This is a genomic window from Mycobacterium attenuatum, from assembly GCF_900566085.1.
GTDB classification, from domain to species: Bacteria; Actinomycetota; Actinomycetes; order Mycobacteriales; family Mycobacteriaceae; genus Mycobacterium; species Mycobacterium attenuatum.
Genome location: NZ_UPHT01000021.1, coordinates 15,553 through 42,224, shown reverse-complemented (window position 1 = coordinate 42,224; position 26,672 = coordinate 15,553). Strand labels below are relative to the sequence as shown.

Annotated in this window: 28 protein-coding genes; 11 read left to right on the top strand and 17 right to left on the bottom strand. The window is 64.7% G+C overall.

Going from position 1 to position 26,672, the window contains the following annotated elements; genetic code table 11:
* Positions 1 to 165 precede the first annotated feature (165 nt).
* Complete coding sequence (locus EET13_RS03660; RefSeq protein WP_122441019.1) at positions 166 to 924, top strand: SDR family NAD(P)-dependent oxidoreductase; 759 nt, start codon at positions 166 to 168, stop codon at positions 922 to 924.
* Here the strand turns inward: EET13_RS03660 and EET13_RS03655 are convergent.
* Both EET13_RS03655 and EET13_RS03650 read right to left on the bottom strand, forming a co-directional pair.
* Positions 902 to 2,224, bottom strand: coding sequence for a L,D-transpeptidase (locus tag EET13_RS03655; RefSeq protein WP_211186334.1), 1,323 nt, complete (start codon positions 2,222 to 2,224; stop codon positions 902 to 904). The two genes, EET13_RS03660 and EET13_RS03655, sit on opposite strands and share 23 nt — an antisense overlap.
* 94 nt (positions 2,225 to 2,318) lie before the next feature.
* A complete protein-coding gene (locus EET13_RS03650) occupies positions 2,319 to 3,431 on the bottom strand; it encodes a UDP-N-acetylmuramate dehydrogenase (RefSeq protein WP_122441017.1) in 1,113 nt (370 codons plus the stop codon).
* Between the two features lie 26 nt (positions 3,432 to 3,457).
* Between EET13_RS03650 and EET13_RS03645 the strand changes: the two genes are divergently transcribed.
* From EET13_RS03645 to EET13_RS03635, 3 genes are read left to right on the top strand one after another with little or no spacing between them, the layout of a single operon-like run.
* Positions 3,458 to 3,982 (top strand): DUF2505 domain-containing protein, encoded by a 525-nt coding sequence (locus tag EET13_RS03645; RefSeq protein ID WP_122441016.1) that lies wholly within the window; start codon positions 3,458 to 3,460, stop codon positions 3,980 to 3,982.
* Between the two features lie 41 nt (positions 3,983 to 4,023).
* Complete coding sequence (locus tag EET13_RS03640; RefSeq protein ID WP_122441015.1) at positions 4,024 to 4,854, top strand: carbon-nitrogen hydrolase family protein; 831 nt, start codon at positions 4,024 to 4,026, stop codon at positions 4,852 to 4,854.
* Positions 4,851 to 5,918 (top strand): LmeA family phospholipid-binding protein, encoded by a 1,068-nt coding sequence (locus EET13_RS03635; protein ID WP_122441014.1) that lies wholly within the window; start codon positions 4,851 to 4,853, stop codon positions 5,916 to 5,918. The genes EET13_RS03640 and EET13_RS03635 overlap by 4 nt, the downstream gene beginning before the upstream one ends.
* A 9-nt stretch (positions 5,919 to 5,927) precedes the next feature.
* Here the strand turns inward: EET13_RS03635 and deoC are convergent, their stop codons facing one another.
* The 6 genes from deoC to EET13_RS03605 all read right to left on the bottom strand — a co-directional run bounded on the left by deoC (position 5,928) and on the right by EET13_RS03605 (position 10,271).
* Positions 5,928 to 6,617, bottom strand: a complete 690-nt coding sequence (gene deoC, locus EET13_RS03630) for a deoxyribose-phosphate aldolase (protein WP_122441013.1) — start codon at positions 6,615 to 6,617, stop codon at positions 5,928 to 5,930.
* Positions 6,617 to 7,075 carry a DUF2599 domain-containing protein gene (locus tag EET13_RS03625; RefSeq protein ID WP_122441012.1) on the bottom strand — a complete coding sequence of 153 codons (459 nt, stop codon included), beginning with the start codon at positions 7,073 to 7,075 and terminating at the stop codon, positions 6,617 to 6,619. Before EET13_RS03625 ends, deoC begins: the two co-directional genes overlap by 1 nt.
* 4 nt (positions 7,076 to 7,079) lie before the next feature.
* A complete protein-coding gene (locus EET13_RS03620; protein ID WP_023370391.1) occupies positions 7,080 to 7,367 on the bottom strand; it encodes a DUF2516 family protein in 288 nt (95 codons plus the stop codon).
* Positions 7,368 to 7,525: 158 nt separating this feature from the next.
* A complete protein-coding gene (locus EET13_RS03615) occupies positions 7,526 to 8,140 on the bottom strand; it encodes a heparin-binding hemagglutinin (protein WP_122441027.1) in 615 nt (204 codons plus the stop codon).
* 259 nt (positions 8,141 to 8,399) lie between these two features.
* Positions 8,400 to 8,816, bottom strand: coding sequence for a helix-turn-helix domain-containing protein (locus EET13_RS03610; RefSeq protein WP_122441011.1), 417 nt, complete (start codon positions 8,814 to 8,816; stop codon positions 8,400 to 8,402).
* A 93-nt stretch (positions 8,817 to 8,909) separates the two neighbouring features.
* Entirely contained in the window at positions 8,910 to 10,271 is a 1,362-nt protein-coding gene (locus EET13_RS03605; RefSeq protein WP_122441010.1) for a DUF445 domain-containing protein, read from the bottom strand.
* Positions 10,272 to 10,406: 135 nt separating this feature from the next.
* Between EET13_RS03605 and EET13_RS03600 the strand changes: the two genes are divergently transcribed.
* Positions 10,407 to 11,114 carry a TetR/AcrR family transcriptional regulator gene (locus EET13_RS03600; protein ID WP_122441009.1) on the top strand — a complete coding sequence of 236 codons (708 nt, stop codon included), beginning with the start codon at positions 10,407 to 10,409 and terminating at the stop codon, positions 11,112 to 11,114.
* Between the two features lie 167 nt (positions 11,115 to 11,281).
* Positions 11,282 to 12,145 carry a cyclopropane mycolic acid synthase PcaA gene (gene pcaA / locus EET13_RS03595; protein WP_122441008.1) on the top strand — a complete coding sequence of 288 codons (864 nt, stop codon included), beginning with the start codon at positions 11,282 to 11,284 and terminating at the stop codon, positions 12,143 to 12,145.
* Between the two features lie 42 nt (positions 12,146 to 12,187).
* On the opposite strand, the gene EET13_RS03590 is transcribed toward pcaA, so the two are convergent.
* The 3 genes from EET13_RS03590 to EET13_RS03580 all read right to left on the bottom strand — a co-directional run bounded on the left by EET13_RS03590 (position 12,188) and on the right by EET13_RS03580 (position 15,618).
* The gene (locus EET13_RS03590) at positions 12,188 to 13,051 is read right to left on the bottom strand and encodes a 3-hydroxybutyryl-CoA dehydrogenase (protein WP_122441007.1); all 864 of its coding nucleotides are present in this window, start codon (positions 13,049 to 13,051) and stop codon (positions 12,188 to 12,190) included.
* A gap of 211 nt (positions 13,052 to 13,262) precedes the next feature.
* A complete protein-coding gene (gene aceA / locus EET13_RS03585; protein WP_122441006.1) occupies positions 13,263 to 14,549 on the bottom strand; it encodes an isocitrate lyase in 1,287 nt (428 codons plus the stop codon).
* Positions 14,550 to 14,823: 274 nt separating this feature from the next.
* Positions 14,824 to 15,618, bottom strand: coding sequence for an acyl-[acyl-carrier-protein] thioesterase (locus tag EET13_RS03580; protein WP_122441005.1), 795 nt, complete (start codon positions 15,616 to 15,618; stop codon positions 14,824 to 14,826).
* 163 nt (positions 15,619 to 15,781) lie between these two features.
* On the opposite strand from EET13_RS03580, the gene ramB reads away from it, so the two are divergent.
* Together ramB and EET13_RS03570 are read left to right on the top strand one after the other, a co-directional pair.
* Positions 15,782 to 17,206 carry an acetate metabolism transcriptional regulator RamB gene (gene ramB / locus EET13_RS03575; protein ID WP_122441004.1) on the top strand — a complete coding sequence of 475 codons (1,425 nt, stop codon included), beginning with the start codon at positions 15,782 to 15,784 and terminating at the stop codon, positions 17,204 to 17,206.
* Positions 17,203 to 17,769 carry a carboxymuconolactone decarboxylase family protein gene (locus EET13_RS03570; protein WP_122441003.1) on the top strand — a complete coding sequence of 189 codons (567 nt, stop codon included), beginning with the start codon at positions 17,203 to 17,205 and terminating at the stop codon, positions 17,767 to 17,769. The genes ramB and EET13_RS03570 overlap by 4 nt, the downstream gene beginning before the upstream one ends.
* Before the next feature lie 4 nt (positions 17,770 to 17,773).
* Here EET13_RS03570 and EET13_RS03565 read toward each other — a convergent pair whose 3' ends face one another.
* Both EET13_RS03565 and lpdA read right to left on the bottom strand, forming a co-directional pair.
* The gene (locus EET13_RS03565) at positions 17,774 to 18,049 is read right to left on the bottom strand and encodes a hypothetical protein (RefSeq protein ID WP_122441002.1); all 276 of its coding nucleotides are present in this window, start codon (positions 18,047 to 18,049) and stop codon (positions 17,774 to 17,776) included.
* 8 nt (positions 18,050 to 18,057) lie between these two features.
* On the bottom strand, positions 18,058 to 19,452 hold the full coding sequence (gene lpdA / locus EET13_RS03560; RefSeq protein WP_122441001.1) for a dihydrolipoyl dehydrogenase: 1,395 nt from the start codon (positions 19,450 to 19,452) through the stop codon (positions 18,058 to 18,060).
* 345 nt (positions 19,453 to 19,797) lie between these two features.
* Between lpdA and EET13_RS03555 the strand changes: the two genes are divergently transcribed.
* The 3 genes from EET13_RS03555 (at position 19,798) to EET13_RS03540 (ending at position 23,751) form a co-directional block, all read left to right on the top strand.
* Positions 19,798 to 20,541 carry a hypothetical protein gene (locus EET13_RS03555; RefSeq protein WP_122441000.1) on the top strand — a complete coding sequence of 248 codons (744 nt, stop codon included), beginning with the start codon at positions 19,798 to 19,800 and terminating at the stop codon, positions 20,539 to 20,541.
* 367 nt (positions 20,542 to 20,908) lie between these two features.
* Complete coding sequence (locus EET13_RS03550) at positions 20,909 to 22,081, top strand: hypothetical protein (protein ID WP_136623097.1); 1,173 nt, start codon at positions 20,909 to 20,911, stop codon at positions 22,079 to 22,081.
* 371 nt (positions 22,082 to 22,452) lie between these two features.
* Positions 22,453 to 23,751, top strand: a complete 1,299-nt coding sequence (locus tag EET13_RS03540; RefSeq protein WP_122440997.1) for a PPE family protein — start codon at positions 22,453 to 22,455, stop codon at positions 23,749 to 23,751.
* On the opposite strand, the gene EET13_RS03535 is transcribed toward EET13_RS03540, so the two are convergent.
* The 4 genes from EET13_RS03535 to exaC are packed head-to-tail and all read right to left on the bottom strand — an operon-like array spanning position 23,748 to position 26,617.
* On the bottom strand, positions 23,748 to 24,314 hold the full coding sequence (locus tag EET13_RS03535; protein WP_122440996.1) for a hypothetical protein: 567 nt from the start codon (positions 24,312 to 24,314) through the stop codon (positions 23,748 to 23,750). The genes EET13_RS03540 and EET13_RS03535 overlap by 4 nt on opposite strands.
* Positions 24,307 to 24,585: a putative holin gene (locus EET13_RS03530; RefSeq protein ID WP_211186332.1), complete on the bottom strand. Its 279-nt coding sequence runs from the start codon at positions 24,583 to 24,585 to the stop codon at positions 24,307 to 24,309. Before EET13_RS03530 ends, EET13_RS03535 begins: the two co-directional genes overlap by 8 nt.
* A gap of 20 nt (positions 24,586 to 24,605) precedes the next feature.
* Positions 24,606 to 25,094 (bottom strand): DUF779 domain-containing protein, encoded by a 489-nt coding sequence (locus EET13_RS03525; RefSeq protein WP_122440995.1) that lies wholly within the window; start codon positions 25,092 to 25,094, stop codon positions 24,606 to 24,608.
* Positions 25,094 to 26,617 (bottom strand): acetaldehyde dehydrogenase ExaC, encoded by a 1,524-nt coding sequence (exaC, locus tag EET13_RS03520; protein WP_122440994.1) that lies wholly within the window; start codon positions 26,615 to 26,617, stop codon positions 25,094 to 25,096. Before exaC ends, EET13_RS03525 begins: the two co-directional genes overlap by 1 nt.
* Between the last annotated feature and the right edge of the window lie 55 nt (positions 26,618 to 26,672).

Sequence of the window (26,672 nt, the reverse complement as noted above, 5' to 3'; positions counted from 1 at the left end):
CCGAGTTCAACTGGCCGGGTCCTTGGCCGCGGTTACCTGAGCTGAGTCAGGCGCGACAAAGTACTCGGCAACAACAGGCGCCCGCGCATAGATGCGCGGCCGTCGTGTTGAACCAGGCGCTGCAGTACACACCGAAAATTTAGCACGTTTATTAGAGTGGTCCCGATGACGACTCCCGACGCTCCGAACCGGGTAGCGGTGGTTACCGGCGCCAGCTCCGGTATCGGCGAAGCGACCGCGAGAATCCTTGCGGCCCAAGGGTTTCATGTAGTGACGGTAGCTCGCCGCCAGGACCGGATCACCGAGCTGGCGCGTCAGATCGGCGGCACCCCGGTTGTGGCTGATGTCACTGACGACGCGGCGGTCGCGGCGCTGGCCGCCGGATTGAGCCGCGTCGACGTATTGGTCAATAACGCCGGCGGCGCAAAGGGCCTGGAATTTGTCGCCGATGCCGATCTGCAGCACTGGCGCTGGATGTGGGAGACGAACGTACTGGGCACACTGCGGGTGACAAGGGCGCTGCTGCCCAAGTTGATCGAGTCCGGCGACGGGTTGATCGTGACCGTCACTTCTATTGCGGCACTTGAGATTTACGACGGCGGTGCGGGCTACACGGCCGCCAAGCACGCCCAGGGTGCGTTGCACCGCACGCTACGCGGCGAGCTGCTGGGAAAGCCAGTCCGGCTCACCGAGATCGCCCCCGGGGCGGTCGAGACCGAGTTTTCGCTGGTCCGATTCGCCGGCGACCAGCAGCGCGCGGACGCCGTCTACTCCGGGATGACGCCGCTGGTAGCCGCCGACATCGCCGAGGTGATCGGGTTCGTGGCCTCGCGGCCCCCGCACGTCAACCTGGACCAGATCATCATCCGACCGCGCGACCAGGCCTCAGCGACGCGCCGGGCTAACCACCAGGACCCGCGCTAGGTTCCGGCGTACCGGACAAGCTGGGCGCCGTTGACGGCGTGGCCGGCGCGGTGACCGGGATCTGCGTCCCCGGGGGGCGGGCGCTCGGGCGTGGCAGCGCCGACATCGACACCCAGGTGTCCCAGTCCACGGCCCAGTCCCAGATGTCGCCGTCGGCGTAGGACAGCTGGATCGTGCTGCCGGTCACCTCAACCGGGTCACCGTAGACCGCGGAGTGGAAGTACTGCTCGGCATCCGAGGTCGACAGGTTGATGCAACCGTTGGTGACGTTGCTGTTGCCCTGCGCGCCGGCACTGGCCGGGTTCGCGTGGATGAATTCGCCGTTGTTGGAGATGCGCACGGCCCAGCGCTCGTGCACATTGCTGTAGCCGGCGGCCGGGTTGGACATGTAGAAGTCCGCGTATTTCTCGGTGACCACGTGAATCCCGTTGCGAGTGACGTTGCGCGCCTTGTCGGCTTCGCCGTAGCTGCACGGGAAGTCCATGATGACGCCCTCGTCGGTGACGACCTGGATACGGTGGGAGGAGACTTCGGCCTTGACCACCTGCCGGCGGCCGATCTGGATGTTCAACGAGAAATCCTGCGCGCCGTAGGCGCCGTCGCCGAACGGCAGCCCGTATAGCTTCGCGTCGACGTTGACGGTGGCGCCCGCCGGGTAGTAGTCGCGGGGGCGCCAGTGCACTCGAGCACCTTTCGCCTCGTCGGGCAGCCAGGCCCAACTGCCCTCGACGGGCGGGTTGGTGGTGACCGTGAGCGCCCGCTCGACGGACGCCTTGTCGCTGATCGGTGCGTCGAACTGGATGATGATCGGCGCCGCGACGCCGACGGTCTGGCCGTCGGCCAACTGGAAGCCGCCGTCGATTTTCTTCTTGGGCGTCACGGTGGTGAATTTGCCCGCGACCGGTACCGCCTTGCCGTCATGGCCGACGGCCGCTCCGCTCCAGCTGTAGGTCGTGTCGTAGCCCAGCGGCTCGGTGATGGTGAACACCGTGCGGTCCTGGTTGTAGGTGCCGGCAACGACCCTGCCGGCGGGGTTGGTCAGGGTCACCCGCTGGAACCAGCCGTCGCCGACCTCGACGCTGATCGGAGCGATCGGCAACACGTCGTCGGCGGCATCTGCCGGCCGGAATGTGAGATGGGGCGCAGCCGGCGGCCTCTTCTCGGATTGCCTGGTGACACCGCCCCCACAGGCCGCCAGCACGCTGGGCGCCAACACCCCGGCCCCCAGGGCCATCAAAGCCATGCGCCGGTTGATCGGCCCTGGACTTTGGGGGGAGCTGGAGGTGGTCACGGGAATCAAAGATACCGGGCCAAGCCGTACGCGACCGGCTGCAAGCGCCGACGAAGCCACCACACCAACGGCGCGGCGAGCGTATCGGACACGAAAGTAGCAGCTACAACCGGCAACCGATCAGGATCGGTTCGGGTTGCAATGTGATACCAAACACATCACGAACCCCGTCGCGGATGGTGCGGGCCAAGAGCATCACGTCGGCCGCCGTGGCGGCCCCGCGGTTGGTCAATGCCAGCGCGTGCTTGGTGGACAGCCGGCACGGGGCAGCCGCCCCGGTGATACCCGGATCCGGATAGCCCTTTCCGAAACCGGCGCGTTCGACCAGCCAGCCCGCGGCCAGCTTGACGCCCTTCGGTGCCGGATAGTGCGGCACCGGACCGTCCACCTTCGCCGCCAACCGTTCATAGACCTCCAGTGCGACGACGGGGTTGGTGAAAAACGATCCCACGCTCCAGGTGTCATGGTCGGCCGCGTCGAGCACCATCCCCTTGCGCGCCCGCACTGCCAAGACGGCCGCGCGGACCGCTAGCGGGTCGACACGTTCGCCGCTGGCCGCACCCAGCGCCGCCGTCAGCTCGCCGTAGCGTAATGGTGCGCTGCGACCCGAAGCATCCAACGCGAACTCCACCTCCAGCACCACCGCCGGTAACCGAAGCCCGTCGGCCTGCTTGAGCACACTGGTGCGGTAGCCGAAGCCCAAGGCGGCGCCCGGAAGCCACTGCACCTCGCCACTGTCGCGGTCCAACAGCCGCACCCGGGTGATGACATCGCAGACCTCCACCCCGTAGGCCCCCACGTTCTGTACCGGCGTCGCACCGGCCGACCCGGGGATCCCCGACAGGCACTCCAGCCCGCCCAGGCCGCGGTCGATCGTCCCGAGCACCACGTCGTCCCACACCGCTCCCGCCTCGGCGCGCACCATGTTCCCGTCGATAGTGATGCCGTCGTTGGCCAGCCGGACCACAGTCAGGTCCGCGACGGCATCGCCGATCACCACATTGGATCCCCCAGCAAACACCAACACCGGACCGCACCGCCCGGCCCGCGCATCCGCGTCCAGCTGCCGCACCACCGCGACCACCTGCTCGGTGGTCACGCAGGTGATTACCCGCCGCGCCACGGGTCCCACCCGCAATGTCGTCAACGGCGCCAGCGGCACCGACTCCTCGACGCGCGCACCGGCAAACCGTGAACCGACTGCGCTCCATTTCATGGGCCGTAACGGTAGCCTCACCAGCTATGCCGCGTTCATTCGACATGTCGGCCGACTACGAAGGCAGCGTCGAAGAAGTACACCGGGCTTTCCACGATGAGGACTACTGGCGAGCCCGGCTGGCGGAAACCCCGGTCGACATCGCCAGCTTGCACTCGATGCGGATAGGTGGCGAATCCGGAAGCCAAGGCACCATCGAGGTGGTCACGCTGCAGACCGTCCACAGACACAACCTTCCCGGTCTGGTCACCCAGTTGCACCGGGGCGATCTGTGCGTGCGGCGTGAGGAGATGTGGAGCCCGGTGACCGACGGCGTCGCCACGGCATCCATCGCCGGGGCCATCATCGACGCACCCGCCAACCTGTGGGGCACCGCCGTGCTGGCGCCCAACGCCGACTCGGGCGGCTCCCGGTTGTCGTTGCAAGTCACCATCCAGGTACGTATTCCCCTGATCGGGGGAAAGCTGGAGCGCATCATCGGCACCGAACTGCACCAATTGGTGATGATGGAGCAACGCTTCACCACACAGTGGATCGCCAACAACGCCTAGCCACACCAGCGCGGGTATCGGCGGCTCTTAAGCTGGCCAGTATGCGGATCGCGTTGGCGCAAATACTCAGCGGCACCGACCCGGCAGCGAACCTGCTCCTGGTGCGCGAGTACGCCAGCCGGGCTGCCGACGTCGACGCGGAGCTGGTGGTGTTTCCTGAAGCAACGATGTGCCGGTTCGGTGTGCCGCTGGCTCCGATCGCCGAGCCCCTGGACGGGCCGTGGGCCAGCGGTGTGCGACGGATCGCGACCGAAGCAGGCATTACCGTGATCGCGGGCATGTTCACCCCCGCCGATGCCGGGCGGGTGATGAATACGCTGGTCGCGGCGGGTCCAGGGACGCCGAATCAGCCCGATGCGCACTACCACAAGATCCACCTGTACGACGCGTTCGGCTTCACCGAGTCGCGTACCGTCGCCCCGGGGCGCGAGCCGGCGGTGATCACGGTCAACGACGTGCGGGTGGGCTTGACCGTCTGCTATGACATCCGCTTTCCGGCGCTCTACACCGAACTGGCGCGGCGCGGCGCGGCGCTGATCGCGGTTTGCGCGTCCTGGGGTTCGGGTCCCGGCAAACTCGAGCAGTGGACGTTGCTGGCCCGGGCCCGAGCGCTGGATTCCACCAGCTATGTCGCCGCGGTAGGTCAGGCGGACCCCGGCAGCACCCTGTCCAGCTCGGGTGCGCCTACCGGCGTCGGCGGCAGCCTGGTGGCTTCGCCGCTAGGTCAGGTGGTGGCGTCGGCCGGTGCCGAACCGCAACTCGTGGTCACCGATATCGATCTCGAAAACGTGAGCGCGGCTCGCGAAAGCATCGCCGTGCTGCGCAACCGCTCAGAGTTCGTTCAAACTGATAGGGCACAATTGCGTAGGTGACGAACCCGCAAGGGCCACCCAACGAGGGCCCGTCGACATGGTCGCGTCCCAACAATCCAGGTCCCATTGGCCGGCCTCCCGCGCCCACGGATCCCTCCGCCGGGCAATTGCGACCCGGAGGCGCCACCGACGCCCACGCCCAGGATCCGCCTACTCAGGCCGGACCGGGGGCCGGCCAGGCAACCCAGCCAACCGAGCAGCTGGCTGCGGCCAATGCCGATGCGCAGCGACCCGGTCCACCGCCGGCGGCCGCGGGCGCGGCCAAGACGACTCCGCTGGCCAAGCCGCAAGAAGACGCCGACGGGGGCAAACCCACCCGGAAGCGCCGCTGGCGCCGCGACCCATTGTCGATCTTCCTGATCCTGATCATCGTTTTTTCGCTGGTCGTCGCGGGGCTGATCGGGGCCGAGCTGTATGTTCGTCACGAAGCCAATAGCAAGATCGCCGAAGCGGTGGCATGTGAGGTCAAGGACAAAGCCAGCGCCTCCTTCGGTGTGGCCCCGCTGGTCTTGTGGCAGCTCGCGACCAAGCATTTCACCAACATCTCGGCGGAGACCGCGGGCAATCAGGTTCGCGATGCCAAGGGCATGAAACTGAAAATCAACATTCAGGACGTCCAGCTCAGAAACACCCCTACTTCCCAGGGCACAGTGGGCGCGCTGGATGCCACCGTCACGTGGACCTCCGAGGGCATCAAGGAATCGTTCCAAAACGCGATACCGGTGCTGGGCCCGTTCGTTTCCAACACCGTGACGACCCACCCCAGAGACGGCACTGTCGAAATGAAGGGCTTTCTCGACAACATCGTGGTCAAGCCGCGGGTGACCGGCAACCAGCTGCAGCTGCCGATCGAAACTTTCAACGCACTTGGCTTCACGCTGCCCAAGGAGTCGGTGCAATCGATGATCGATGACTTCTTCAGCAAGCTGACCAAGGATTTCCCGTTGGGAATCCACTGGGACAGCGTGCAAGTCACTGATACCGGTGTGGTTGCTCACCTATCGACCCGCAACGCCACCATCCCTGCCGGCGGCGAGCAGGATCCCTGTTTCGCCAACCTCTGACGACGCCGGTCAGTCGGGGGCGAGCCCCTCGAGAACCGAACGGGTGCCGGACAGGCCCAGTCGGGTGGCACCTGCGCGCAGCATGGCGACGGCCTCGGCGGCGGTGCGGATGCCGCCACTGGCCTTGACCCCCAGCCGCCCGCCGACGGCGTCGGCCATCAGCGCGACGGCATCGACGGTCGCCCCACCCGCGGGATGAAACCCCGTTGAGGTCTTGACGAAGTCAGCGCCGGCGCCTTCGGCGACGCGACACACCGCCGTCAGCAGATGCTCCCCCGCGCGGCCCAACAGCACCGACGACTCGACGATGACCTTCAGCACCGCCCCGGCTGTTGCGGTACGCACCGCCGCGATGTCCGACCGCACGGCATCCAGGTCGCCGGCGAGCGCGGCGCCGATGTCGATCACCATGTCGATCTCATCTGCCCCGCACGCGACGGCCTGCGCCGCCTCTTGTGCCTTGACCGCAGGGACATGCTTGCCCGACGGGAAACCCGCCACCGCCGCAACCCGCAGGCCACCAGCTGCCGCGGCGCTGCATGCGGCCGACACCATCGACGGCGAGACGCATACTGCGTAGACGCCCAGCTCGGCAGCTTCGCCGACCAGCCCCGCCACATCGGCAGCGGTGGCTTCGGGCTTGAGCAGGGTGTGGTCGACCAATGCCGCCACCTGTCGCCTGGTCTGCTGGATGGGCATCAAAACTGCTCTTCGGGAGCGCCTGGGTTGCACCCGGATGCAAGCATGTCGGTGTCGTCGACGACCGGCCGCCACGGCTCGAGGTTCCAGCTGACCTTCCCGGGTTCGGCGGCCTCCGCCAGTTGCCAGTGGCAGTCGAACTGTGCCCGCATGCCGGGCATATCGGCCTCGGGGGTGAGGGCGAGTACCTCGGCCCATGCTTCGTCAGCGGCGGCGGTGCCGGGATTGCGGGACGCCGCGCGACCAGATGGCGTCGGGTAGACCCGCAGGCTGCTCAGACGCCCCGAATATGACCAGTGGGTGTGGTCGATGAACGGCGGTGAAAACGCCGGGTCAGGTTGGTCAACCGCGCCGCTACCGGGGCCGCCTTGGGCGGTGAATGGGCCGGGGATAGCGCCGGGGATAGTGCACAGCAGGCCGGCAAGCACCGCAGCCGGCGCCGCCAGCAAGGCTTTCATCCGGCTAGCGCGACTTGCCCTGGATTTCCAGCAGCTTGGGCCGCACGTCCACCAGATACACGCCGGCCGCGCAGGCGGCGATAGCCATCCCGAGCACCCCAAAGACGAACCCGAGGATGGACGTGAGCGCCACCGCCGCGCCCAGGATCACCAACCACACCGGCTTGGTCAGCTTGTCAGCAGCGGTATAGGCGTCCGGCCGCTGCAGCGCCGCATGCACAAACGCATACACCGCCGTGACCAACACGGCGATCTGCAAGACCAACATGACGGTACCCACAAGGTGGCTCACGCTTAAAGACTATGCGGGCACCGCCCAAAACGTCGACTCCGAGTCGCCCCGTGGGGCGACCGGCCCAGTCCACAGGCGACTCGGCCCACAAAAAACGTCGACTCCGAGTCGCCCCACAGGGCGACTCGGAGTCGAGTGGTCCGAGTTACCGGGCCAGCTTATTTTTGGGTGACCTTCTTGGCCGGAGCCTTCTTGGCAGGCGCCTTCTTGGCCGGGGCGGCCTTCTTGGCGGGCGCCGGCGCCTTCTTGGCCACATCCTTCTTACCGGACTCCGCCTTCTTCGGCAGCTCGATACCGACGAGCTTGGCGGCACGCTCACCGACGGCGCGGGTCTGCGACGCGACGGTGCCCAGCGCCTCCTGGGTCAGCTCGACAGCTTGGTCGACATAGCCCTCGGCACGCGCCGACGCGTCTTCGAAGACCGGCTGGCTACGCAGGCGCTCCAGGGCGGCCTCACCGCGCTGGACCAGTTCGTTGTACCGGTTGGTGGCAGCCTCGAGGTAGCCCTCGGCAGCCTTGCGCAGCTCATCGGCGGTGAAACGCTCACGGAGTTCGCTGAACTGCTCGGGGAGGTCCTCTTGCAGCTTGGTCAGGCGAGCGCGGCTCTCCTCGACGCGGGCCTCAACGCGGGTACGGGTGTCGGTGCGGGTTTCCTCGGCACGCTCGCGCAAGTTGGCGATCAAGTCGTTGACGGTGGCCAGAGCCAGGTCGGCGGCACCAAGCGCGGCGAGCAACGGAGCCCGCAGGTCCTCGATGTTCGGGTTTTCAGCCATGGTGTTTCCTTTCATAAATTGTATTGCTATTGGCGTTATTGCATCGTGATATGAAGTTGGAGCAAGCGTCGGCTCCCTTGGGGGAGTAGTCAAGACCCGCGGATTGACTTCACACGCGACTTGCTGGAAACCTCCTGATTTGTCGGGTCGGTGGATAGTCGAGTTCGTAATGATCCGGGCCGGTCCCCCTCCTTGTCGGGTTGCCCGAAGGCCGTCGGTCTAGACCTCAGCGACGTCACATCCGACGGCCGACTGGTGATCAATCGTCAATCTCGGGTGAGCTCGGACACTCCTCCCGGGCGGCTTCGTTCTGCTGGGTGAAGGACGCGTAGATATCCAGCAGGATCTGCTTCTGACGCTCGGTGATTGCCGTGTCGGTGATGATGGCGTCCCGGACCTGGCTGGTCTCGCTGGGTTCGAGGATCCCGGCGCGCACGTACAGGACCTCGGCGGAAACCCGCAACGCCTTGGCGATCTGGGCCAGGACGTCGGCCGACGGCTTACGCAGGCCACGCTCGACCTGGCTGAGGTAGGGGTTGCTGACCCCGGACCGTTCGGCAAGCTGGCGCATCGAAACCTGCGCCGTTTCGCGTTGCGTCCTGATGAAGCTGCCGATGTCGGACGCCCTGGAAGTCACGCTGGACACCTTGGCGCCGAATTTCTCCTCCGGCGGCATTGGCGCACTCCTTACGTCTTGACGTAATGCTGCTGATCTTGACGCCACCAGGGTACGGACAGGTGCTTGCTTTTGCAAGCGCTTGTTAGCACCCTAGAAGAAGACCTGGGCGACGGCATAGATGCTCAGCCCCGCCAATGCGCCTACCACGGTCCCATTGATCCGAATGAATTGCAGGTCGCGGCCCACATGCAATTCGATTCGCCGACTGGCTTCCTCCGCGTCCCAGCGTTCGATGGTGTCGGTAATGATGGCTGTGATCTCTACCCCATACTGCGAAACCAGGTGTTGGGCGGCCCGAACCATCCAATTGTCGACGTTGTCGCGCAGCGCGGCATCGTCGCGCAGTGATTCCCCGATCCGGATCACCGTGTCGGTGATCCGGGTGCGCAAGCTGCTGGACGGGTCGTCGACACCCTCGAGGACCAGCCGCTTGAGCGTCTTCCACGCCGTCGCGGCGGCGTTGGCGACCTCGTCGCGCGCCATCAGTTGTTCTTTGACCGCATCGGCACGCGCAATGGTGGCCGGGTCGTGCTGCAAGTCGTCGGCGAACTCGAACAGGAAACGCGTCGCCGAACGGCGCAGCTCATGATCGGGATTGCGACGGACCTTGTCGGTGAAGTCCAACAATTCGCGATGGATGCGGTCGCCGACCAGATGGTCGATGAACCGCGGCGACCACGTCGGCGAATCGCGCTCCACCACTCGCTGAATGACCATCTCGGCATTGAGCGACCATTGAAACGCGCGGTCGGCCAGCAGCTGAATCAGTGCCTCTTGGCGATTCTCGGTCAGCACCGTTTGCAACATCCGTCCCACCGGCGGACCCCACTGCGGCTCGGCGATGCGACGCATGATCATCCGGTCGATCAACTGGTGAATCTCATCGTCGTCGAGCAACTCCACCAATACCCGCAACACCGTGGCGGTCTCGGCGGCCACCCGACGCGCGTGGTCGGGCTCCGATAGCCACTTGCCCAGCCGGCTGGGCACTTGTGCGTCGCGCAGTTTGGTCTCCACCACCGGCCCGGACAGGAAGTTCTCGCGGACAAAAGTGCCCAGACCCTCCCCCAACTGGTCTTTCTTGCGCTTGATGATTGCGGTGTGCGGGATCGGAATGCCCAGCGGATGCTTGAACAGCGCGGTGACCGCGAACCAGTCGGCCAGCGCGCCCACCATGCCGGCCTCCGCGGCCGCACCGACGTAGCCAACCCACGTCGGCGCGGCGCCGTCCGCCTGCGCCCACCTGCAGGCGAGAAAGACGACCGTGGCGCCGAGCAGGAAACTCAGCGCCACCAATTTCATTCGGCGCAGCGCCACCCTCCGCTCGGCGTCCGCCTGCGGATCGGCGCCCGCGAAGGACTCCGCCAGGGACGGCCGGCGCACCCCGGAGGTGGGCGTGCTCACGTCGAGCCTCGGCGGCGAGCCCGACGCGTCGACTCTGTGTGCCACCACACCATCATCCGCTATCGCGGCGACCAATCGGCCTGACGCACCCTGTGGGGCTGCACGCATGGGTAGCCGATGAGCCATGTGAGACCCCGCACGCCGTAGTATCGACTGCGTCTAGTGAATGGGAATCGGCGGAGAGTGACAGAGCATATCCCGGCCGTGACGGGCAAAACGGATGGTCGCAAGCGGCGCTGGCACCAGCACAAGGTGGAGCGGCGCAACGAACTCGTCGACGGCACCATTGAGGCCATTCGCGTCCGCGGGCAATCCCTGAGCATGGACGAGATTGCGGCGGAAATCGGCGTCTCCAAGACCGTCCTCTACCGCTATTTCGTCGACAAGAATGACCTGACGACCGCAGTGATGATGCGGTTCGCGCAAACCACATTGATTCCCAACATGGCTGGCGCGCTGTCGTCGAACCTCGATGGCTACGAGCTGACCCGTGAAGTCATCCGGGTTTATGTGGAAACGGTGGCGTCCGAGCCCGAGCCGTACCGGTTCGTGATGGCCAACAGCTCGGCCAGCAAGAGCAAGGTGATCGCGGACTCCGAACGGATCATTGCCCGCATGATCGCGGTGATGCTGCGCCGCCGCATGCAAGAGGTGGGGATGGACACCGGCGGGGTGGAACCCTGGGCGTACCTGATCGTCGGCGGAGTCCAGCTGGCCACCCACTCCTGGATGTCGGCCCCGCGGATGACCAGTGATGAGCTGATCGACTATCTGACGATGCTGAGCTGGAGTGCGCTGTGCGGGATCGTGGAGGCCGGCGGGTCGCTGGAAAAGTTCCGCGAGCAGCCGCATCCGTCGCCGATCGTGCCGCCACGGCAACCGGTGGAATAGGCACCCGGGAAGAGCGAGCGTGGCCCGTGGCGCCGGTCCGGACCCACGGGCGGCTGCCGTGACCGTCGCAGGCTGTTCGAAACGGCTAACATGCTTGAGGGGCATCCCGGGGGGGGAGACCAGGGTGCGCTGAGCCAAGCCCTGCGAAGCAGAAAGGCCCGACCGCTATGTCCGTGCAGCTCACGCCGCATTTCGGGAACGTCCAAGCCCATTACGACCTGTCCGATGATTTCTTCCGGCTGTTCCTGGACCCCACCCAGACCTACAGTTGTGCATACTTCGAGCGCGACGACATGACGCTGGAAGAGGCGCAGCTGGCAAAAATCGACCTGGCGCTGGGAAAGCTCAAGCTCGAGCCCGGGATGACGTTGCTGGACATCGGCTGCGGCTGGGGGGCCACCATGCGGCGCGCCATCGAAAAATATGACGTCAACGTCGTGGGCCTGACGTTATCGGAGAATCAGGCGGCCCACGTCCAGCAGATGTTCGCCAACATGGACACCCCCCGCACCAGGCAGGTGTTGCTGGAAGGGTGGGAGAAATTCCACGAGCCGGTCGACCGGATCGTGTCGATCGGCGCCTTCGAACACTTCGGCCGTCAGCGCTATCCGCGCTTCTTCAAGATGGCCTACGACGTACTGCCCGGCGACGGCGTGATGCTGCTGCACACCATCGCTCGCCCCACCTTCAAAGACGCCCGGGCACGGGGACTGACCCTGACCCACGAAATCGTGCACTTCACGCAATTCATCCTGGCCGAGATCTTTCCCGGCGGCTGGCTGCCAACCATCCCAACCGTCGAAGAGCACGCCACCACGGCCGGTTTCAAGCTCACTCGGGTGCAGTCGTTGCAGCTGCATTACGCAAAGACACTGGACACCTGGGCCGCCGCGTTGGAAGCCAACCGGGAAAAGGCGATCGCGATCCAGTCTGAGAAGGTCTACGACCGCTACATGAAGTACCTCACGGGCTGCGCAAAACTGTTCCGTGAGGGCTACACCGACGTCGACCAGTTCACGTTGGAAAAGTAGCGTCGCGTCGTTGCCCGGCACCGGGGTGCCGGTGCCGGGCGGTCAATAGGTGTAGAAACCCCGGCCGGATTTCTTGCCCAGTTGGCCTGCCTCGACCATCCGCAGCAATAGCGGCGGCGGCCCGTACAGCGACTCCTTGAACTCCTCGAACATCTTGTCGGCGATCAGCTTGAGCGTGTCCAGACCGACGAGGTCGGATAGGCGCAATGGCCCCATCGGGTGGGACAGCCCGGCAACGACGGCCTTGTCGACGTCTTCGACCGTGGCGAACCCGGCTTCGACCATCCGGATCGCCGCCAAGAGATACGGCACCAGAAGTGCGTTCACCACGAACCCGGATCGGTCGGAGCAGCGCACCACCTGCTTACCCAGGACGGTGCCGGCAAACTCCTCGGTGCGCGCGGCGGCGGCCTCGTCGGTGACCAGTGTGGTGACCAATTCGACCAGCGGCAGCACCGGGACCGGATTGAAGAAATGCAGACCCAACACTCGCTGCGGGTTCTTCGTGGCCGCGGCGATCCTCATGACCGGGATACTGGAGGTGTTGGAGGCCAGCACCGCGGCGGGATCGGTGACCACGCTGTCGAGTTCGGCGAAGATCGCGGCCTTGACGGACTCGTCCTCGACCACCGCCTCGATTACCAGCTGCCGGTCGGCCAGGTCATTCATGTCGGTGGTGAAGGTCAAGTTGCCCAGCGCACGGTCCCGCTCACGCTCGGTCACCTTGCCCGCGCTGACGCCTCGCTCCAGCGACTTCACGATGCGGTTGCGCCCCGCTGTGACTAGCGCTTCGGTCGTCTCGAACACCGTCACGTCGACGCCTGCGCGTACCGAGACCTCGGCGATGCCGGACCCCATCTGCCCGGCCCCGACCACCCCTACCCGCTGGATCGCTGCGTCACTCACTGTTCTCTCTTTCGAATCGTATTGCCTTGCACCGCAATAGGCCCCGCCCAGGTTGACTGGGCGGGACCTATGCTGTCAACTTCTCCCGCGAGCAGACGCAGACTCGCATCAACTGTGGGCTAGACATGCGACTCTGCGTCTGCTCGGCCAGCGGTCAGTGACCCGAGCCTTCGGTTGCACTTCCTCGTCGCGGGCTGCACCCCGCTCCTCGTCAGTGAAACTGGCCCTCTTCGGTCGAACCGGCCAGAGCCGTGGTCGACGACGTCGGGTCCACCGTGGTCGCGATCCGGTCGAAGTAGCCGGCACCGACCTCGCGCTGGTGCTTGGTAGCGGTGTACCCGCGCTCCTCGGCGGCGAACTCGCGCTCCTGCAGCTCGACATACGCGCTCATCTGGTTGCGGGCGTAGCCGTAGGCCAGGTCGAACATCGAGTAGTTGAGCGCGTGGAAGCCGGCCAGCGTGATGAACTGGAACTTGAAGCCCATGGCACCCAGCTCCTTCTGGAACTTGGCGATGGTGGCGTCGTCGAGGTGCTTGCGCCAGTTGAACGACGGCGAGCAGTTGTAGGCCAGCATCTGGTCGGGGTACTCCGACTTGACACCCTCGGCGAACTTCTTGGCCAACTCCAGGTCGGGAGTACCGGTCTCCATCCAGATCAGGTCGGAGAACGGCGCGTAAGCCTTGGCACGGGCGATGCAGGGCTCCAGACCGTTCTTGATCCGGTAGAAGCCCTCGGCGGTGCGCTCACCGGTGATGAACGGGCGGTCGCGCTCGTCGACGTCGGAGGTGATCAGCGTGGCTGCCTCGGCGTCGGTGCGGGCGATGACGACCGTAGGGACACCGGCGACGTCGGCCGCCAGCCGCGCCGAGGTCAGCGTCCGGATGTGCTGCTGGGTGGGGATTAGTACCTTGCCACCGAGGTGTCCGCACTTCTTCTCCGAGGCCAGCTGGTCCTCCCAGTGGCTGCCGGCGACACCCGCGGCGATCATGGCCTTTTGCAGCTCGTAGACGTTGAGCGCACCGCCGAAGCCGGCCTCACCGTCGGCGACGATCGGCACCAGCCAGTTGTCCACGGAACGGTCGTTTTCGACCTTGGCGATCTCGTCGGCGCGCAGCAGCGCGTTGTTGATGCGGCGGACGACCTGCGGCACCGAGTTGGCCGGGTACAGGCTCTGGTCGGGGTAGGTGTGGCCCGACAGATTGGCGTCGCCGGCGACCTGCCAGCCCGACAAATAGATGGCCTTCAGGCCGGCGCGCACTTGCTGGACGGCCATGTTGCCGGTCAGCGCGCCCAGCGCGTTGACGAAGTCCATCTCGTGCAGCTGCTCCCAGAGCACCTCGGCGCCGCGCCGGGCGAGGGTGTGCTCCTCGACGACGTGGCCTTGCAGTGCGACGACCTCCTGGGGGGTGTAGGTGCGGGTGATGCCCTGCCACCGGGGGTTGTGGTCCCAGTCGTGCTGGATCTGCTCAGCGCTCTTCGGGGTGCCAACCACAGACATTGGACTGCTCCTAACGGTCACTTAATTTGCTGGACTGCTGAGACCACAGCGCGACCCCGACGGTGCGGAGGGCTCAACTTCACTGGTGTGCTAATTCGACCATGACACAGCCAGCTAACCAGGTCCATCCATTTCATTTGCCAAGTTCAGCAACGACTTTCGGCGATTTTGCTAATTTTGCAAAGTTGCAGTTGAACTGAACCGTTACAGAAATTACCCGTCAGTAACGGCAAAGCCGCAGGTCAGCAGGTGGATTTGCGGTAACGGGCCGGCCTTAGCGGGCGAAGATGGCCGCAACGGCTTTGGTCTCGTCGCCAACCGCATATGTGAGCGTTGTAACAGTCCGGTCGGCCAGGCCGGAGCCGAATTGCTCGGTCGAACCGGGCGGATGAACGTGCGAGATGATCTCCAGTTTGTCGCCCAGTGCCACCGGCGCCTCGTGCTCGATGGTCACCCGTAGCGGGCCTTGCATCAGCTCGGTGTGACCGGCCAGGTAGTCCTCGATCACGCTCCAGTACACCGAGTTGTTCATGTGGTCGAACAAGTCGATGTCGGTGACCCGGACCGGAAACTCGTGGATTTCGGTGGCGTCATCGCGGCCGCCGGGCTTGAGGTAGCCCTTCCACCGCAGCCGGTCAACGGAGGTGGTCTTGTGCAGGCCCGCCAGGAAGTCGTCGGCGATGCGCGCCGGCATCTCGGTTTCCCGGTTGACGTGGATCCAGAACGCCTCGGACTCGATCAGCCCGCCCTTGCGCCCGTCGATACGAACGCGCATTTCACACCACCGGTTGGAGGTTCCCGAACACCAGCGCCGACACCGCAGCATGTCCTGGAACTCGATCGGCCGGATCATGTCCACCATGGTGCGCCGGACTATCCACAACGGGTGGGTCTCCTCGAAACCCATCTCGCGCAACTGGTCCTGGCCGATGTCCTGGATATGCCGGCACGCCGCGTCCAACCGCAACCTGCCGGTGCGGTCGATGTCGCCGACACGCAATGGCCACTCGCGATCGAACACGCTGGGGTGACCGTCCGGCACCGGCATCAATTCTTTGTCCAGGCTCACGGCTCTACTCCCCGTTCCCTCCTTGTGCGAACCCCAGGTTTACCCTGAGAGGCTGATGCGAATCATGCCAACGACGCGTTGAAAACACCAATCGGAACGCCGTTCGGCGCCGAGATGCGAACTCTGCGAAACATGGCTTCGCACAGCCGGTACGCTCATTGAAGTGTCCAAGACGTTCGTCGGCTCCCGGGTCCGCCAGCTGCGCAGTGAGCGCGGGTTCAGCCAGGCGGCGCTGGCCCAGATGCTCGAGATCTCACCGAGCTACCTCAACCAGATCGAGCACGACGTCCGTCCGCTGACGGTGGCGGTGCTGCTCCGGATCACCGAGGTGTTCGGGGTGGACGCGACCTTCTTCGCCTCCCAGGACGACACCCGGCTGGTCGCCGAGTTGCGGGAGGTCACCCTGGACCGTGACCTGGACATCGACGTGGACCCGACCGAGGTCGCCGAAGTGGTCGGTGCACACCCCACCCTGGCGCGGGCGATGGTCAACTTGCACCGGCGTTACCGCATCACCACCGCCCAGCTGGCCGCCGCCACCGAGGAGCGGTTCTCCGACGGCAGCGGCACCGGGTCGATCACCATGCCGCACGAAGAAGTGCGCGACTACTTCTATCAGCGCCAGAATTATCTGCACGAACTGGACACGGCCGCCGAGGACCTGACGGTCCAGATGCGGATGCACCACGGCGATCTGAGCCGCGAGTTGACGCGCCGCCTCGCCGAGGTCCACGGCGTGCATATCAACAAGCGGATCGATCTCGGCGACGGCGTACTGCACCGCTACGACCCCACGTCCAAGACGCTGGAAATCAGCAACCACCTCGCGCCTGGCCAGCAGTTGTTCAAGATGGCCGCAGAGTTGGCCTACCTCGAATTCGGCGACCTCATCGACTCCCTGGTCGAAGAGGGCAAGTTCACCAGCGACGAGTCGCACACGCTGGCCCGGCTGGGGCTGGCGAATTACTTCGCGGCGGCCGCGGTGCTGCCCTACCGCCAATTCCACGATGTCGCCGAGAATTTCCGCTACGACGTCGAGCGCCTGTCGGCGTTCTACTCGGTGAGCTACGAGACCATCGCACACCGGCTGTCGACGCTGCAACGGCCGTCGATGCGCGGCGTGCCATTTTCCTTCATCCGCGTCGACCGGGCCGGAAACATGTCGAAACGCCAGTCCGCCACGGGTTTTCACTTCTCCTCCAGCGGGGGCACCTGTCCTTTGTGGAACGTTTACGAGACGTTCGCCAATCCGGGCAAGATCCAGGTGCAGATCGCCCAGATGCCCGACGGGCGCAACTACATGTGGGTGGCCCGCACCGTGGAACGACGGGCCGCCCGGTATGGTCAGCCCGGTAAAACCTTCGCGATCGGACTGGGTTGCGAACTTCGCCACGCGCACCGACTCGTCTACTCGGAAGGACTCGACTTGTCCGGGGATCCGAACATCACCGCAACACCGATCGGCGCGGGTTGCCGGGTATGCGAACGCGACAATTGCCCGCAGCGGGCCTTTCCCGCGCTGGGCCGCGCACTCGACCTAAACGAGCATCGCAGTACGGTGTCGCCCTACCTGGTCAAGCAGCCATGACCGGGGACCAGGTCGCGCGCATTCCGTCGGGCCGGTTGCGCCAGCTGGGACCGGTGAACTGGGTCCTCGCAAAGCTGGGAGCCCGTGCGGTCCGAGCGCCGGAGATGCACCTGTTCACCACGCTGGGCTACCGCCAGTCACTGTTCTGGGCCTGGCTGATCTACGGCGGCCGGCTGCTGCGCGGACGGCTGCCCCGCATCGACACCGAGCTGGTGATTCTGCGGGTGGCGCATTTGCGATCGTGCGAATACGAGTTGCAGCACCATCGCCGGATGGCGCGCGACGCGGGTCTGGATGCGCAGACCCAGGCCACGATCTTCGCCTGGCCGGACGCTCCGGGGGGCGACGGGCCCCGAAAGGTACTCAGCGCGCGGCAGCAGGCGTTGTTGACGGCGACCGACGAGTTGATCAGAGACCGGTCGATCACCACCGAAACCTGGCAGCAGCTGGCGACCCACCTCAAACAGCGTCAGCTGATCGAATTCTGCATGCTCGCAACCCAATACGACGGGCTCGCGGCGACAATAACGGCGCTCAACATTCCGTTGGACAACCCGCGCTAGCGGTTTAGAGGTAGATGTCGGCCAGCACGGCCAACGTCAGCACCACGGGCAGAATCGGCAGGCCGAACACGAAGGCCGCCCCCAGGTGGTTGCTGCGCCAGCGCAGCAGCAAACCGCCCAGCGCGGCGCAGACGGCTAGCACACCCGACAGCATCAGCACCGCCACGCTCCAGCTGCTCACCGTGGTGAGGTCTTCGCCGATCGAAATGGCAACCAGCCACAGCACATAGCCGGTGGCCACACCACCGATGGCGCCCAGGAGAGTCTCGGTGCGAATCATCGGGTGACTCAGAAGTTGATCATGTGCCCGGTTAGGCCATGGAAGCACTCCTGCAACGCCTCCGACATGGTCGGGTGTGTGTGGACGTTGCGGGCCAGCTCGGTGGCCGTCAAATCCCACTTCTGCGCCAGGGTGAGCTCGGGCAACAGCTCGGACACGTCGTGGCCGATCAGGTGCCCACCCAGCAGCTCGCCATGTTTGGCGTCGGCCACCAGTTTGACGAAACCGCTGGGGTCGCCCAGGCCGTGGGCCTTGCCGTTGGCGGTGAACGGGAATTTCGCCACCACAACGTCGTAACCCTCGTCGCGCGCCTGCTGCTCGGTGAGCCCGAAGCTGGCGACCTGGGGCTGGCAGAACGTCGCACGAGGCAACATCCGGTAGTCGCCCAGCGCCAAAGTCTCTGCGCCGGCGATGGTTTCGGCCGCCACAACGCCCATGGCCTCGGCGACATGGGCCAGCATCAACTGCCCGGTGACATCACCGATGGCGTAGATGTGTGAAACGCTGGTCTGCATGTACTCGCCGATGCCGATGGCCTTGCGGTCGGTCAGCGCGACCCCGGCCTTGTCCAGCCCGTAGCCGTCGACGTTGGGCGCAAAACCGATGGCCTGCAACACCTTATCGGCCTTGAGTTCCTCGGATTTGCCGTCCTTGCTCACCACCACGACAACCTCGGAGCCGTTGTCGGAGATCGACTCGCACTTGGTTCCGGTGAGAATTTTGACGCCCAGCTTCTTGAACTGTTTCTCGATCTCCTTGGACACCTCGGCGTCTTCGTTGGGCAGTGCCCGCGGCAAGAATTCGACGATGGTCACATCGACGCCGTAGTTCTTGAGCACATAGCCGAACTCCATGCCGATGGCTCCGGCTCCGGCGATGATGATCGACTTCGGCAACTCGCGGGACAGGATCTGTTCCTCGTAGGTCACCACGTTGGCCGACAGCGACGTGCCGGGCACCAGCCGGGTACTGCTGCCGGTGGCGATGATGGCGTTGTCGAAGGTCACCGTGTCGGTACCGCCGTCGTTCAGTTCAACCGAGAGCGTATTGGCGTCGGTGAACCTGCCGTAGCCATGGATCTCGGTGATCTTGTTCTTCTTCATCAAGAAATGCACGCCGGCAACGCGGCCCTCGGCCACCTTCCGGCTGCGGTCGAAGGCGACGCCGTAGTCGAACGTGGCCTCGCCGCTGATGCCAAACGTCTTGGCGTCCTTGGTGAAGATGTGCACGAGTTCGGCGTTGCGCAGCAACGCCTTGGACGGGATGCAGCCGACGTTGAGGCAAACGCCGCCCCAATACTTGGGTTCGACGATTGCGGTGTTGAGACCGAGCTGTGCGCAACGAATGGCGGCCACATATCCGCCCGGACCGGCCCCGAGGACGACGACGTCATAGTGAGTCACGGGCACTACCCTAACGGCTGCAATGCCTGGGCAGGGATCGAGTCACGGCAGTCGCGGCGGCGATCCCACAGCCGTCGGCACTGCGGCGGCGACTGGTATAGCCGCCGCGATTCCGTCAGCGGCCGTGACGGTGCCGTACTCGGTGGGCACCGGGAACTGCCTGCGCCCGTCCGATCGGCCGCGGACGCTAGTTACTTCGCCGATTCAGCGCGGAGGCCGGGGCCGCGACCCTAGAATTGACACGATCGAAGAAATGAGCGCAATGGGAATCTATATCTGCGAGCATCGTCGCGGCCCGGCGGATCGCCGGGCCGTCCCCGGGACAGCGGCACCACCACGGCCACGATGCTCGCCGTAAGCGGGCTACCATCGTGGTCGTTCACCACGATCGAACGTCGTATTGCGACGCTGCCGCCGATTGAGGAGGTTTGGGCGAGGCTGCCCGACGCCGTGGCGACGACCCAACTGAAGCGGCGTGAAAATCTGCTCGATGTCGCGACTCTTTCCTGTCCCGCGATCGAGCTCCTGCATCTCCTCATTTCCAGACTGGGTATTTTCCACACGATTATTCGCCATCCGCCCTCCGTGAAAGCCAGCACTAAGCAGACCCTGATAGCAGGTGGGCTCGACGGCAGCGTGCTACTGGTCAACAAGACGATGACGGTGCGGCTGGATAACCAGCATTTTCTGTTCACCGGGGCGGGCGACTTCACCATCAATCGCCGGTTATTACACCGCGTCGCAGCGGAATTGGGACTTGCCAAACGTGCCGTGAAAGATTGCCGGATCAATCCGGCGGATTACTGCCCTGAATCCGAGCTGAGGCTATTGAAGGGCATCGTCTCGCCTTTCTTCTCACCCGCGATAGCACGGCCCACCCTGCGAGGGGTAGTGCTGATTGCGCCAACCGAGGTTGACCGGGCCGAAGGGCACATGGTTGCGATATCGCTGTCGCCATTTGAGAGCCTGGTTGTGCGGGTCGCCGACTTGCCTGCATTGGTGTGGTATTACGCGGCGCGCGCATATCCCGACCTCAAGAGGACCACACTTGGTGCCGAACTCAGCGGGGTCGGGGGCCTTCGCGGATAACTGCCCACGCACGCGACTGCGCCCGACGACGATGGGCCGCAGCGTCTCTGTGCAAACGTCGTCGGTCGATGCAGCGACGCCGCCAGCAGCCGGGTCGATAATCCGGCACCGACAGCTGGCCGCACAGGTGACTTGTGCAACTATGTCCCAATACAGTTGTATCCTATACAATACATCCGTATGACGTCGCGGAATCCGGCGGCGTCAGCTTCACAATCTTGAGATGACCTGGAAGGGGTTGTGCCGGTGATGTTGTGGGCCGTCCCTGACGACATGGCGAGCGCGGCTGGCGCCGTAGCGGTGCCGAGCGCTCGACCGGCGGCCGCGCACGCCGCTGCCGCACCGGCGATGCACACGGTGGTGGCACATGTCGGCTAAGCGAGAAGCCTCCAGTTGTCACGGCGACGCCAAGGCCGACGGCCTGAATCGCGCGGCGAGTCGCGGTAAATCCCGAGCAGGCAAATCACCGCGGCAACGCGCCCGGGTGGCCGGCGTCGCACTGGGAGCACTCGCCCTGACCAGCGCCGCCAGTGCCAGCCTGGATGTCGCGGCACCCGAATCGGTGACGAGTTCTCAGCTCGGCGTAGGCCGACTCGCTATCACGCTGAATGCTCACGAGGTATTCAAACTCGATACCTGCACATCAGAGGACCCTGGCGGTTCTGTCACCACATCCACCGACGATTCAGACGGCATGGGAGAAACGCCGTCAAACAACGCGACCACCAATCCTCATACGGCACGCATCCGCATCCCCGAGCCCATGCCGATACGCGCCCTGGCGCTCCTCTCTGAATCTGAAGAATCCGAGGCCGTACGAAATCTTCCGGTCCAGCTCGATGAGTTTGAAGAATCATCGAGCGAATCATTCGAACCTACTAATCCCGTGGAAACAGTCAGAAGGATATTCGAGGAAATCGACACACCGGAGGCAGAAGCGGAGTTCAGAAGCGTATTCACTCCAACGAACCTATCCTCGACAAGAACAGCAGAGACTCCATATTTCATACCCGACGTCGGTTGGGTAGATGAGAGTTTCGCCAGTAGATTCAGGAATGAGCTGGACGAATTACAGGATCAGCTCAACCAATTCAACTCTGAGGTGGGTGAGAGCAAATTCGGATTTTCGAGAGACAACATTGACGACCACTTAACTACCCTGCGCGCGAATTTACCTGAGATTTCTGCGTCAGACCAGCGTGACAGTTCTGAGTCGGACGCGACGGTATTGAGTGGGGAAGAAGATAATTCCGTCTTCGTTGCTCTCGGTAACAGCCTTTCCAATGATAACCTCTCGAACCTCTCGAACCTCTCGAACAATAATATTCCTGACTATAACGCGGGCGACTATGAGGTGAATACCGAGCAGTCTTCAATGCAGATTCCGTTGATCGACCCTTACGCCGACACACCCGACTACCACGGTATGAGCGTGGCGGCGCTTTCGGCGTTGGAATATAGCAATCTAGTCGGCGCCGGCGACAATTACGTTACCGTAGCCGACGTCTTCAATAACGCAGGTTCCACCGATAACAATTGAACGTCGCTGGCGGTTAAATACTTCGGTGAGCTAATTGTTTTTTGGTGGTCAGATCGGTTGTTAGGCGAACCAGCGAACGGGAGTAGTGAAATGACGTATCCGGTGGGTCCGACATCCCCGGCGGCCATCGTTGCCGCGCGGGAGTCATTGCGTGCTATCCGGCGCACGACCTACCCCGCTGCTACGCCAGCGACCACCACGCCGGGCGCCCCCGCGGGCAGTCCGATATCGCCGAGCACCGCGCAAGCCGCGGCGAACAGACCCGCAGGCCAGGTACTGGGCCGCTGGCGGATCGGCGCTCATCGCCACGCTGGTGGCTTCGCGGCCCGCGATGCCGCCATGGTCTCGAAGGTGCTCGCAAGTGGTGCGAAGTGACGGCGCCGCTGTGGTCGGCGTCGCCGCCGGAGGTGCATTCTGCATTACTTCATACGGGCCCCGGACCGGGTTCGTTGCAGGCCGCGGCGCAAACCTGGGCAGCGCTCAGTGCGGAGTACGGGTCGGTTGCTGAGGAATTGACCGCGGTGCTCGCTGCGATGCAAGCCGGCACGTGGGACGGTCCCACCGCGGAGTGTTGCATCGCGGCCTACGCGCCGTACACGGCGTGGTTGCTGCAGGCCAGCGCCGACAGTACGCAAGCCGCTGCTGCTCATGAGGCCGCGGCGACGGCCTATGTGAGTGCCTTAGCGACCATGCCGACGCTAGGCGAGTTGGCGGCTAACCACGCCACCCACGCCGTGTTGGTGGCGACGAATTTCTTTGGCCTCAACACCATCCCCATCGCCCTGAATGAGGTTGACTACGCGCGGATGTGGATCCAAGCCGCCACCACGATGAGCGTTTACGAAATCAGCACGGCCGCCGTCCTATCCTCCGTGCCGCACACGAGTCCGGCACCGGTCATTGTCAAACCCGGAGCAGACGTCATCGGAAACATCGCGGCCGGCGTTGTCCAGTTCGGGCTCACGCCATGGCAGCAATTTTTACAAGCATTCCAGATATTTCTTACCGTAGAGCTGTTCACGGCGGTGGAATTTGTTGGCTACTTTTTGATCGGAGCACTATTTACCGGGCCGATGCTCATTGAGGCCTTCTTGTTATTATTGACTCAGCCCGCTGCCGCACTTCTCATGCTGCAGGTCCTCGGTTTGCTCTGGCAATTGGTCGCCGTAAACGCCTTTTACCTCGTGCTCAATCCATTCTTTTTCATAGGTGCGGTAATCGAATGGATTCTCGGGGGCGCGGGCTTTGGTCTTGTTCCGGCTTTGGCGACGTCAGCTGCTGACGGGATGGCGCTGTCGACCGCTGGAGTGGCAATGACCGCTGCCGAGTCGAGCGTGGGCGCGCTGACCGCTGCGCCGGCGACGGGGGCGGCTGCTGGCGCGCTAGGGACGCTGGCAGGTGCATCGGCGGTATTGCCGCAAGCGCCGTTGGTGTCGGCAGTCACAACGCCGGCCATATCGACCATATCGGCGCCGGTGGCGGCTGCCGATCAGGGTGCTGGCGCGATGGGGTTCGCCGGGACCACACCCACCGGCGCGCTGATGCAGGCCGGCGGGTTGGCCACGATCGGCGGCGTCGAGTCAGGCGGCGGGGCGCAGGTCCCCATGCTGCCGACCGGTTGGCAGCCAGGTTCGCTCGACGCTGCCCACACCGTGCTCGCGAGCATCTAGTACGGGATGACGCCGACCAGACAGTGGCCCACCCGCTCGCAGTAGTAATAGCCGTACAGCGGTGCCGCAGCGGCGACGGAGGCGAACGGCCCCGACATCACCCCGATTGACAATGCCGCGATCATGGGCCGACCCTGCACCATCGACAGAATCACGCCGCCGACGGCGCACGCCACGACATAGACCAAGACGACAAAGACGGCCGCCGTCTTGTCCAGCGTCTGATACCACCAATAGAACAGACTCAGCCCGACCTCGGCCGCACCGAACCACACGCCGAGGATGACCAGCAACAACTTCCACCACTTCAGGTACTGGTAGCGGCCGGGCACCTGCACGGGTGCGGCAGCCGGCTCGCCCGTCGACGCGTCGGTGGGTGCTTCCGCGACAGGCGGGGTGGAAGGCGGGCTGTCAGGTTCCTCCTTGCCCTGCCTTGCCGAGTCCGCCTTCTCGGCGTCGGCGGCCAACACGGGCAAGGGCTGCGAGCCGGTGTCGAAATCGGGCACGAACGGTGCCGTCCCCGGGTCCGGAACCTGATCTTGGTCAGCCTCTTTGTCAGCCACGGGATGCCACCTCGATTGCCACCAGCACACCGAACCAGCCCGGCGCCAGCGCGAGGATGAAAGCGCCCAGCGTCGTCACCCAACGGCGTCCGGAAAACAGGATGATCGCCAGCCCGAGCACGCTGGGAATCGCGACCACCAGCGCAATGACCAGATCTGGCCGGATCGGAGTATGCACCAGCACGGTTCCCGCCACCCCCGCCAGCAAGCCGACCGCATTACCGACCAGCAACGCGCTCGTCAGCAGCCGCGCTCGCGGAAGGGGAATCACGTTGTACGACCTTACTGCGGTCACCCGCGCGTGGCCCGGCACGCTCCCGGCGCGTTGTCGGCGACGACTTCACCTCGTACCGGCGGCCGTTCGCCGCGCGCGTAAGCCGCACCCGTGATCACTGGAACTGCCTCCCGCGCAGACGTCTCCTCGTCGGTGAAGACCCGGCCGCGACTGAGAAAACGCACGCCCTCCGGTGCTTCCAGGCTGAACCCGCTGCCGCGGCCCGGTACCACGTCGATCACCAGTTGGGTGTGCTGGTCTCGATATTGAGCCTGGTACTGCGGACCCGAGATCCATACCGGCACGCCCTTTTCCGTCACATCGAGCACGCCGAGCAGGACGTCATGGTCGCCGACGAGGAAGTCCCCGTGCGGGTAGCACATCGGCGCGGACCCGTCGCAGCAGCCGCCGGACTGGTGAAACATCAGCGGACCGTGCCGGTCGTGCAACCGGGCCAGCAACTCGGCGGCGGACGCGGTGATGACCACACCGGGCGGCGCATCCATCAGAACAACCCGAGCGCCTTGTCGCTGTAGGACACCATCAGGTTCTTGGTCTGCTGATAATGCTCGAGCGCCATCTTGTGGCACTCGCGGCCGAAGCCGGACAGCTTGTAGCCGCCGAACGCCGCATGCGGTGGATAGACGTGGTAGCAGTTGACCCACACCCGTCCGGCCTGGATGTCGCGCCCGGCCCGGTAGGCGGTATTGCCGTCGCGGCTCCACACGCCCGCGCCCAGACCATAGAGAGTGTCGTTGGCAATGCCGATCGCGTCGTCGTAGTCGGTGAAGGAGGCGACGGCGACGACCGGCCCGAAGATCTCCTCCTGGAAGATCCGCATCGCGTTGTTGCCGGCGAAAATCGTGGGCTGCAGGTAGAACCCGCCGGCCAGGTCACCTCCCAGGTCGGCGCGCTCGCCGCCGGTGATGACCTTGGCCCCATCTTCCTTGCCGATCTCGATGTAGGACAAGATCTTCTCGAGCTGATCGTTGGAGGCCTGCGAGCCCAGCATCGTCTCGGTGTTCAGCGGGTCACCTTGCCGAACCGCCTTGGTCCGGATCGCGGCCAGTTCCAGGAACTCGTCGTAGATGTCGGCCTGGATCAGGCTGCGCGACGGGCAGGTGCACACCTCGCCCTGGTTGAGGGCGAACATCGTGAAGCCCTCCAGCGCCTTGTCCTGGAAATCGTCATTGGCCGCCATCACGTCGGAGAAGAAGATGTTGGGGCTCTTGCCGCCGAGTTCCAGGGTGACCGGGATCAGGTTCTGGGAGGCATATTGCATGATCAGCCGACCGGTCGTGGTCTCCCCGGTGAAGGCCACCTTGGCGATCCGGTTGCTGGACGCCAGCGGTTTTCCCGCCTCGAAGCCGAATCCGTTGACCACGTTGACCACTCCCGGCGGCAGCAGGTCGGCGATCAGCGTCATCAGGTACAGCACCGAGGCCGGCGTCTGCTCGGCGGGTTTGAGCACCACCGCGTTGCCGGCCGCCAGCGCCGGCGCCAGTTTCCAGGCGCCCATCAGAATGGGGAAGTTCCACGGAATGATCTGACCGACCACGCCGAGCGGCTCGTGGAAGTGGTAGGCGACGGTGTCCTCGTCGATCTGGGAGAGGGTGCCCTCCTGGGCGCGGATCGCCGCGGCGAAATACCGGAAATGGTCGGCGGCTAGCGGGATGTCGGCGGCCAGCGCCTCCCTGACGGGTTTGCCGTTGTCCCACACTTCGGCCACGGCCAGAGCGGCCCGGTTCTCGTCGATGCGGTCGGCGATTTTGTTCAGGATCGCCGCCCGCGCGGCCGGCGCGGTCTTGGCCCACCCCGGCGCCGCGGCGTGCGCGGCGTCGAGCGCCTTGTCGACGTCGGCTTCGTCGGACCGCGCTATCTCGCAGAACGGCTGGCCGGTCACCGGCGTGAGATTTTCGAAGTAGCGGCCCTGGGCGGGTGCCATCCATTCGCCGCCGATGAAGTTCTCGTACCGGAATTCGTACGACATCAGCGCACCGGCGGAACCCGGACGTGCAAAGACGGTCATCTGCTCGGCTCCTCGTTAGCTCGTGTAATACAGCTCACACTACCGCCGGGGTCAG

Excerpts from the sequence above, each read along its gene's own strand:
- EET13_RS03660 (WP_122441019.1), top strand. The coding sequence starts at position 166 with ATGACGACTCCCGACGCTCCGAACCGGGTAGCGGTGGTTACCGGCGCC.
- EET13_RS03650 (WP_122441017.1), bottom strand. The coding sequence starts at position 3,431 with ATGAAATGGAGCGCAGTCGGTTCACGGTTTGCCGGTGCGCGCGTCGAG.
- EET13_RS03645 (WP_122441016.1), top strand. The coding sequence starts at position 3,458 with ATGCCGCGTTCATTCGACATGTCGGCCGACTACGAAGGCAGCGTCGAA.
- EET13_RS03640 (WP_122441015.1), top strand. The coding sequence starts at position 4,024 with ATGCGGATCGCGTTGGCGCAAATACTCAGCGGCACCGACCCGGCAGCG.
- deoC (WP_122441013.1), bottom strand. The coding sequence starts at position 6,617 with ATGCCCATCCAGCAGACCAGGCGACAGGTGGCGGCATTGGTCGACCAC.
- EET13_RS03625 (WP_122441012.1), bottom strand. The coding sequence starts at position 7,075 with ATGAAAGCCTTGCTGGCGGCGCCGGCTGCGGTGCTTGCCGGCCTGCTG.
- EET13_RS03615 (WP_122441027.1), bottom strand. The coding sequence starts at position 8,140 with ATGGCTGAAAACCCGAACATCGAGGACCTGCGGGCTCCGTTGCTCGCC.
- EET13_RS03610 (WP_122441011.1), bottom strand. The coding sequence starts at position 8,816 with ATGCCGCCGGAGGAGAAATTCGGCGCCAAGGTGTCCAGCGTGACTTCC.
- pcaA (WP_122441008.1), top strand. The coding sequence starts at position 11,282 with ATGTCCGTGCAGCTCACGCCGCATTTCGGGAACGTCCAAGCCCATTAC.
- aceA (WP_122441006.1), bottom strand. The coding sequence starts at position 14,549 with ATGTCTGTGGTTGGCACCCCGAAGAGCGCTGAGCAGATCCAGCACGAC.
- EET13_RS03570 (WP_122441003.1), top strand. The coding sequence starts at position 17,203 with ATGACCGGGGACCAGGTCGCGCGCATTCCGTCGGGCCGGTTGCGCCAG.
- EET13_RS03565 (WP_122441002.1), bottom strand. The coding sequence starts at position 18,049 with ATGATTCGCACCGAGACTCTCCTGGGCGCCATCGGTGGTGTGGCCACC.
- EET13_RS03555 (WP_122441000.1), top strand. The coding sequence starts at position 19,798 with ATGCTCGCCGTAAGCGGGCTACCATCGTGGTCGTTCACCACGATCGAA.
- EET13_RS03550 (WP_136623097.1), top strand. The coding sequence starts at position 20,909 with ATGTCGGCTAAGCGAGAAGCCTCCAGTTGTCACGGCGACGCCAAGGCC.
- EET13_RS03525 (WP_122440995.1), bottom strand. The coding sequence starts at position 25,094 with ATGGATGCGCCGCCCGGTGTGGTCATCACCGCGTCCGCCGCCGAGTTG.
- exaC (WP_122440994.1), bottom strand. The coding sequence starts at position 26,617 with ATGACCGTCTTTGCACGTCCGGGTTCCGCCGGTGCGCTGATGTCGTAC.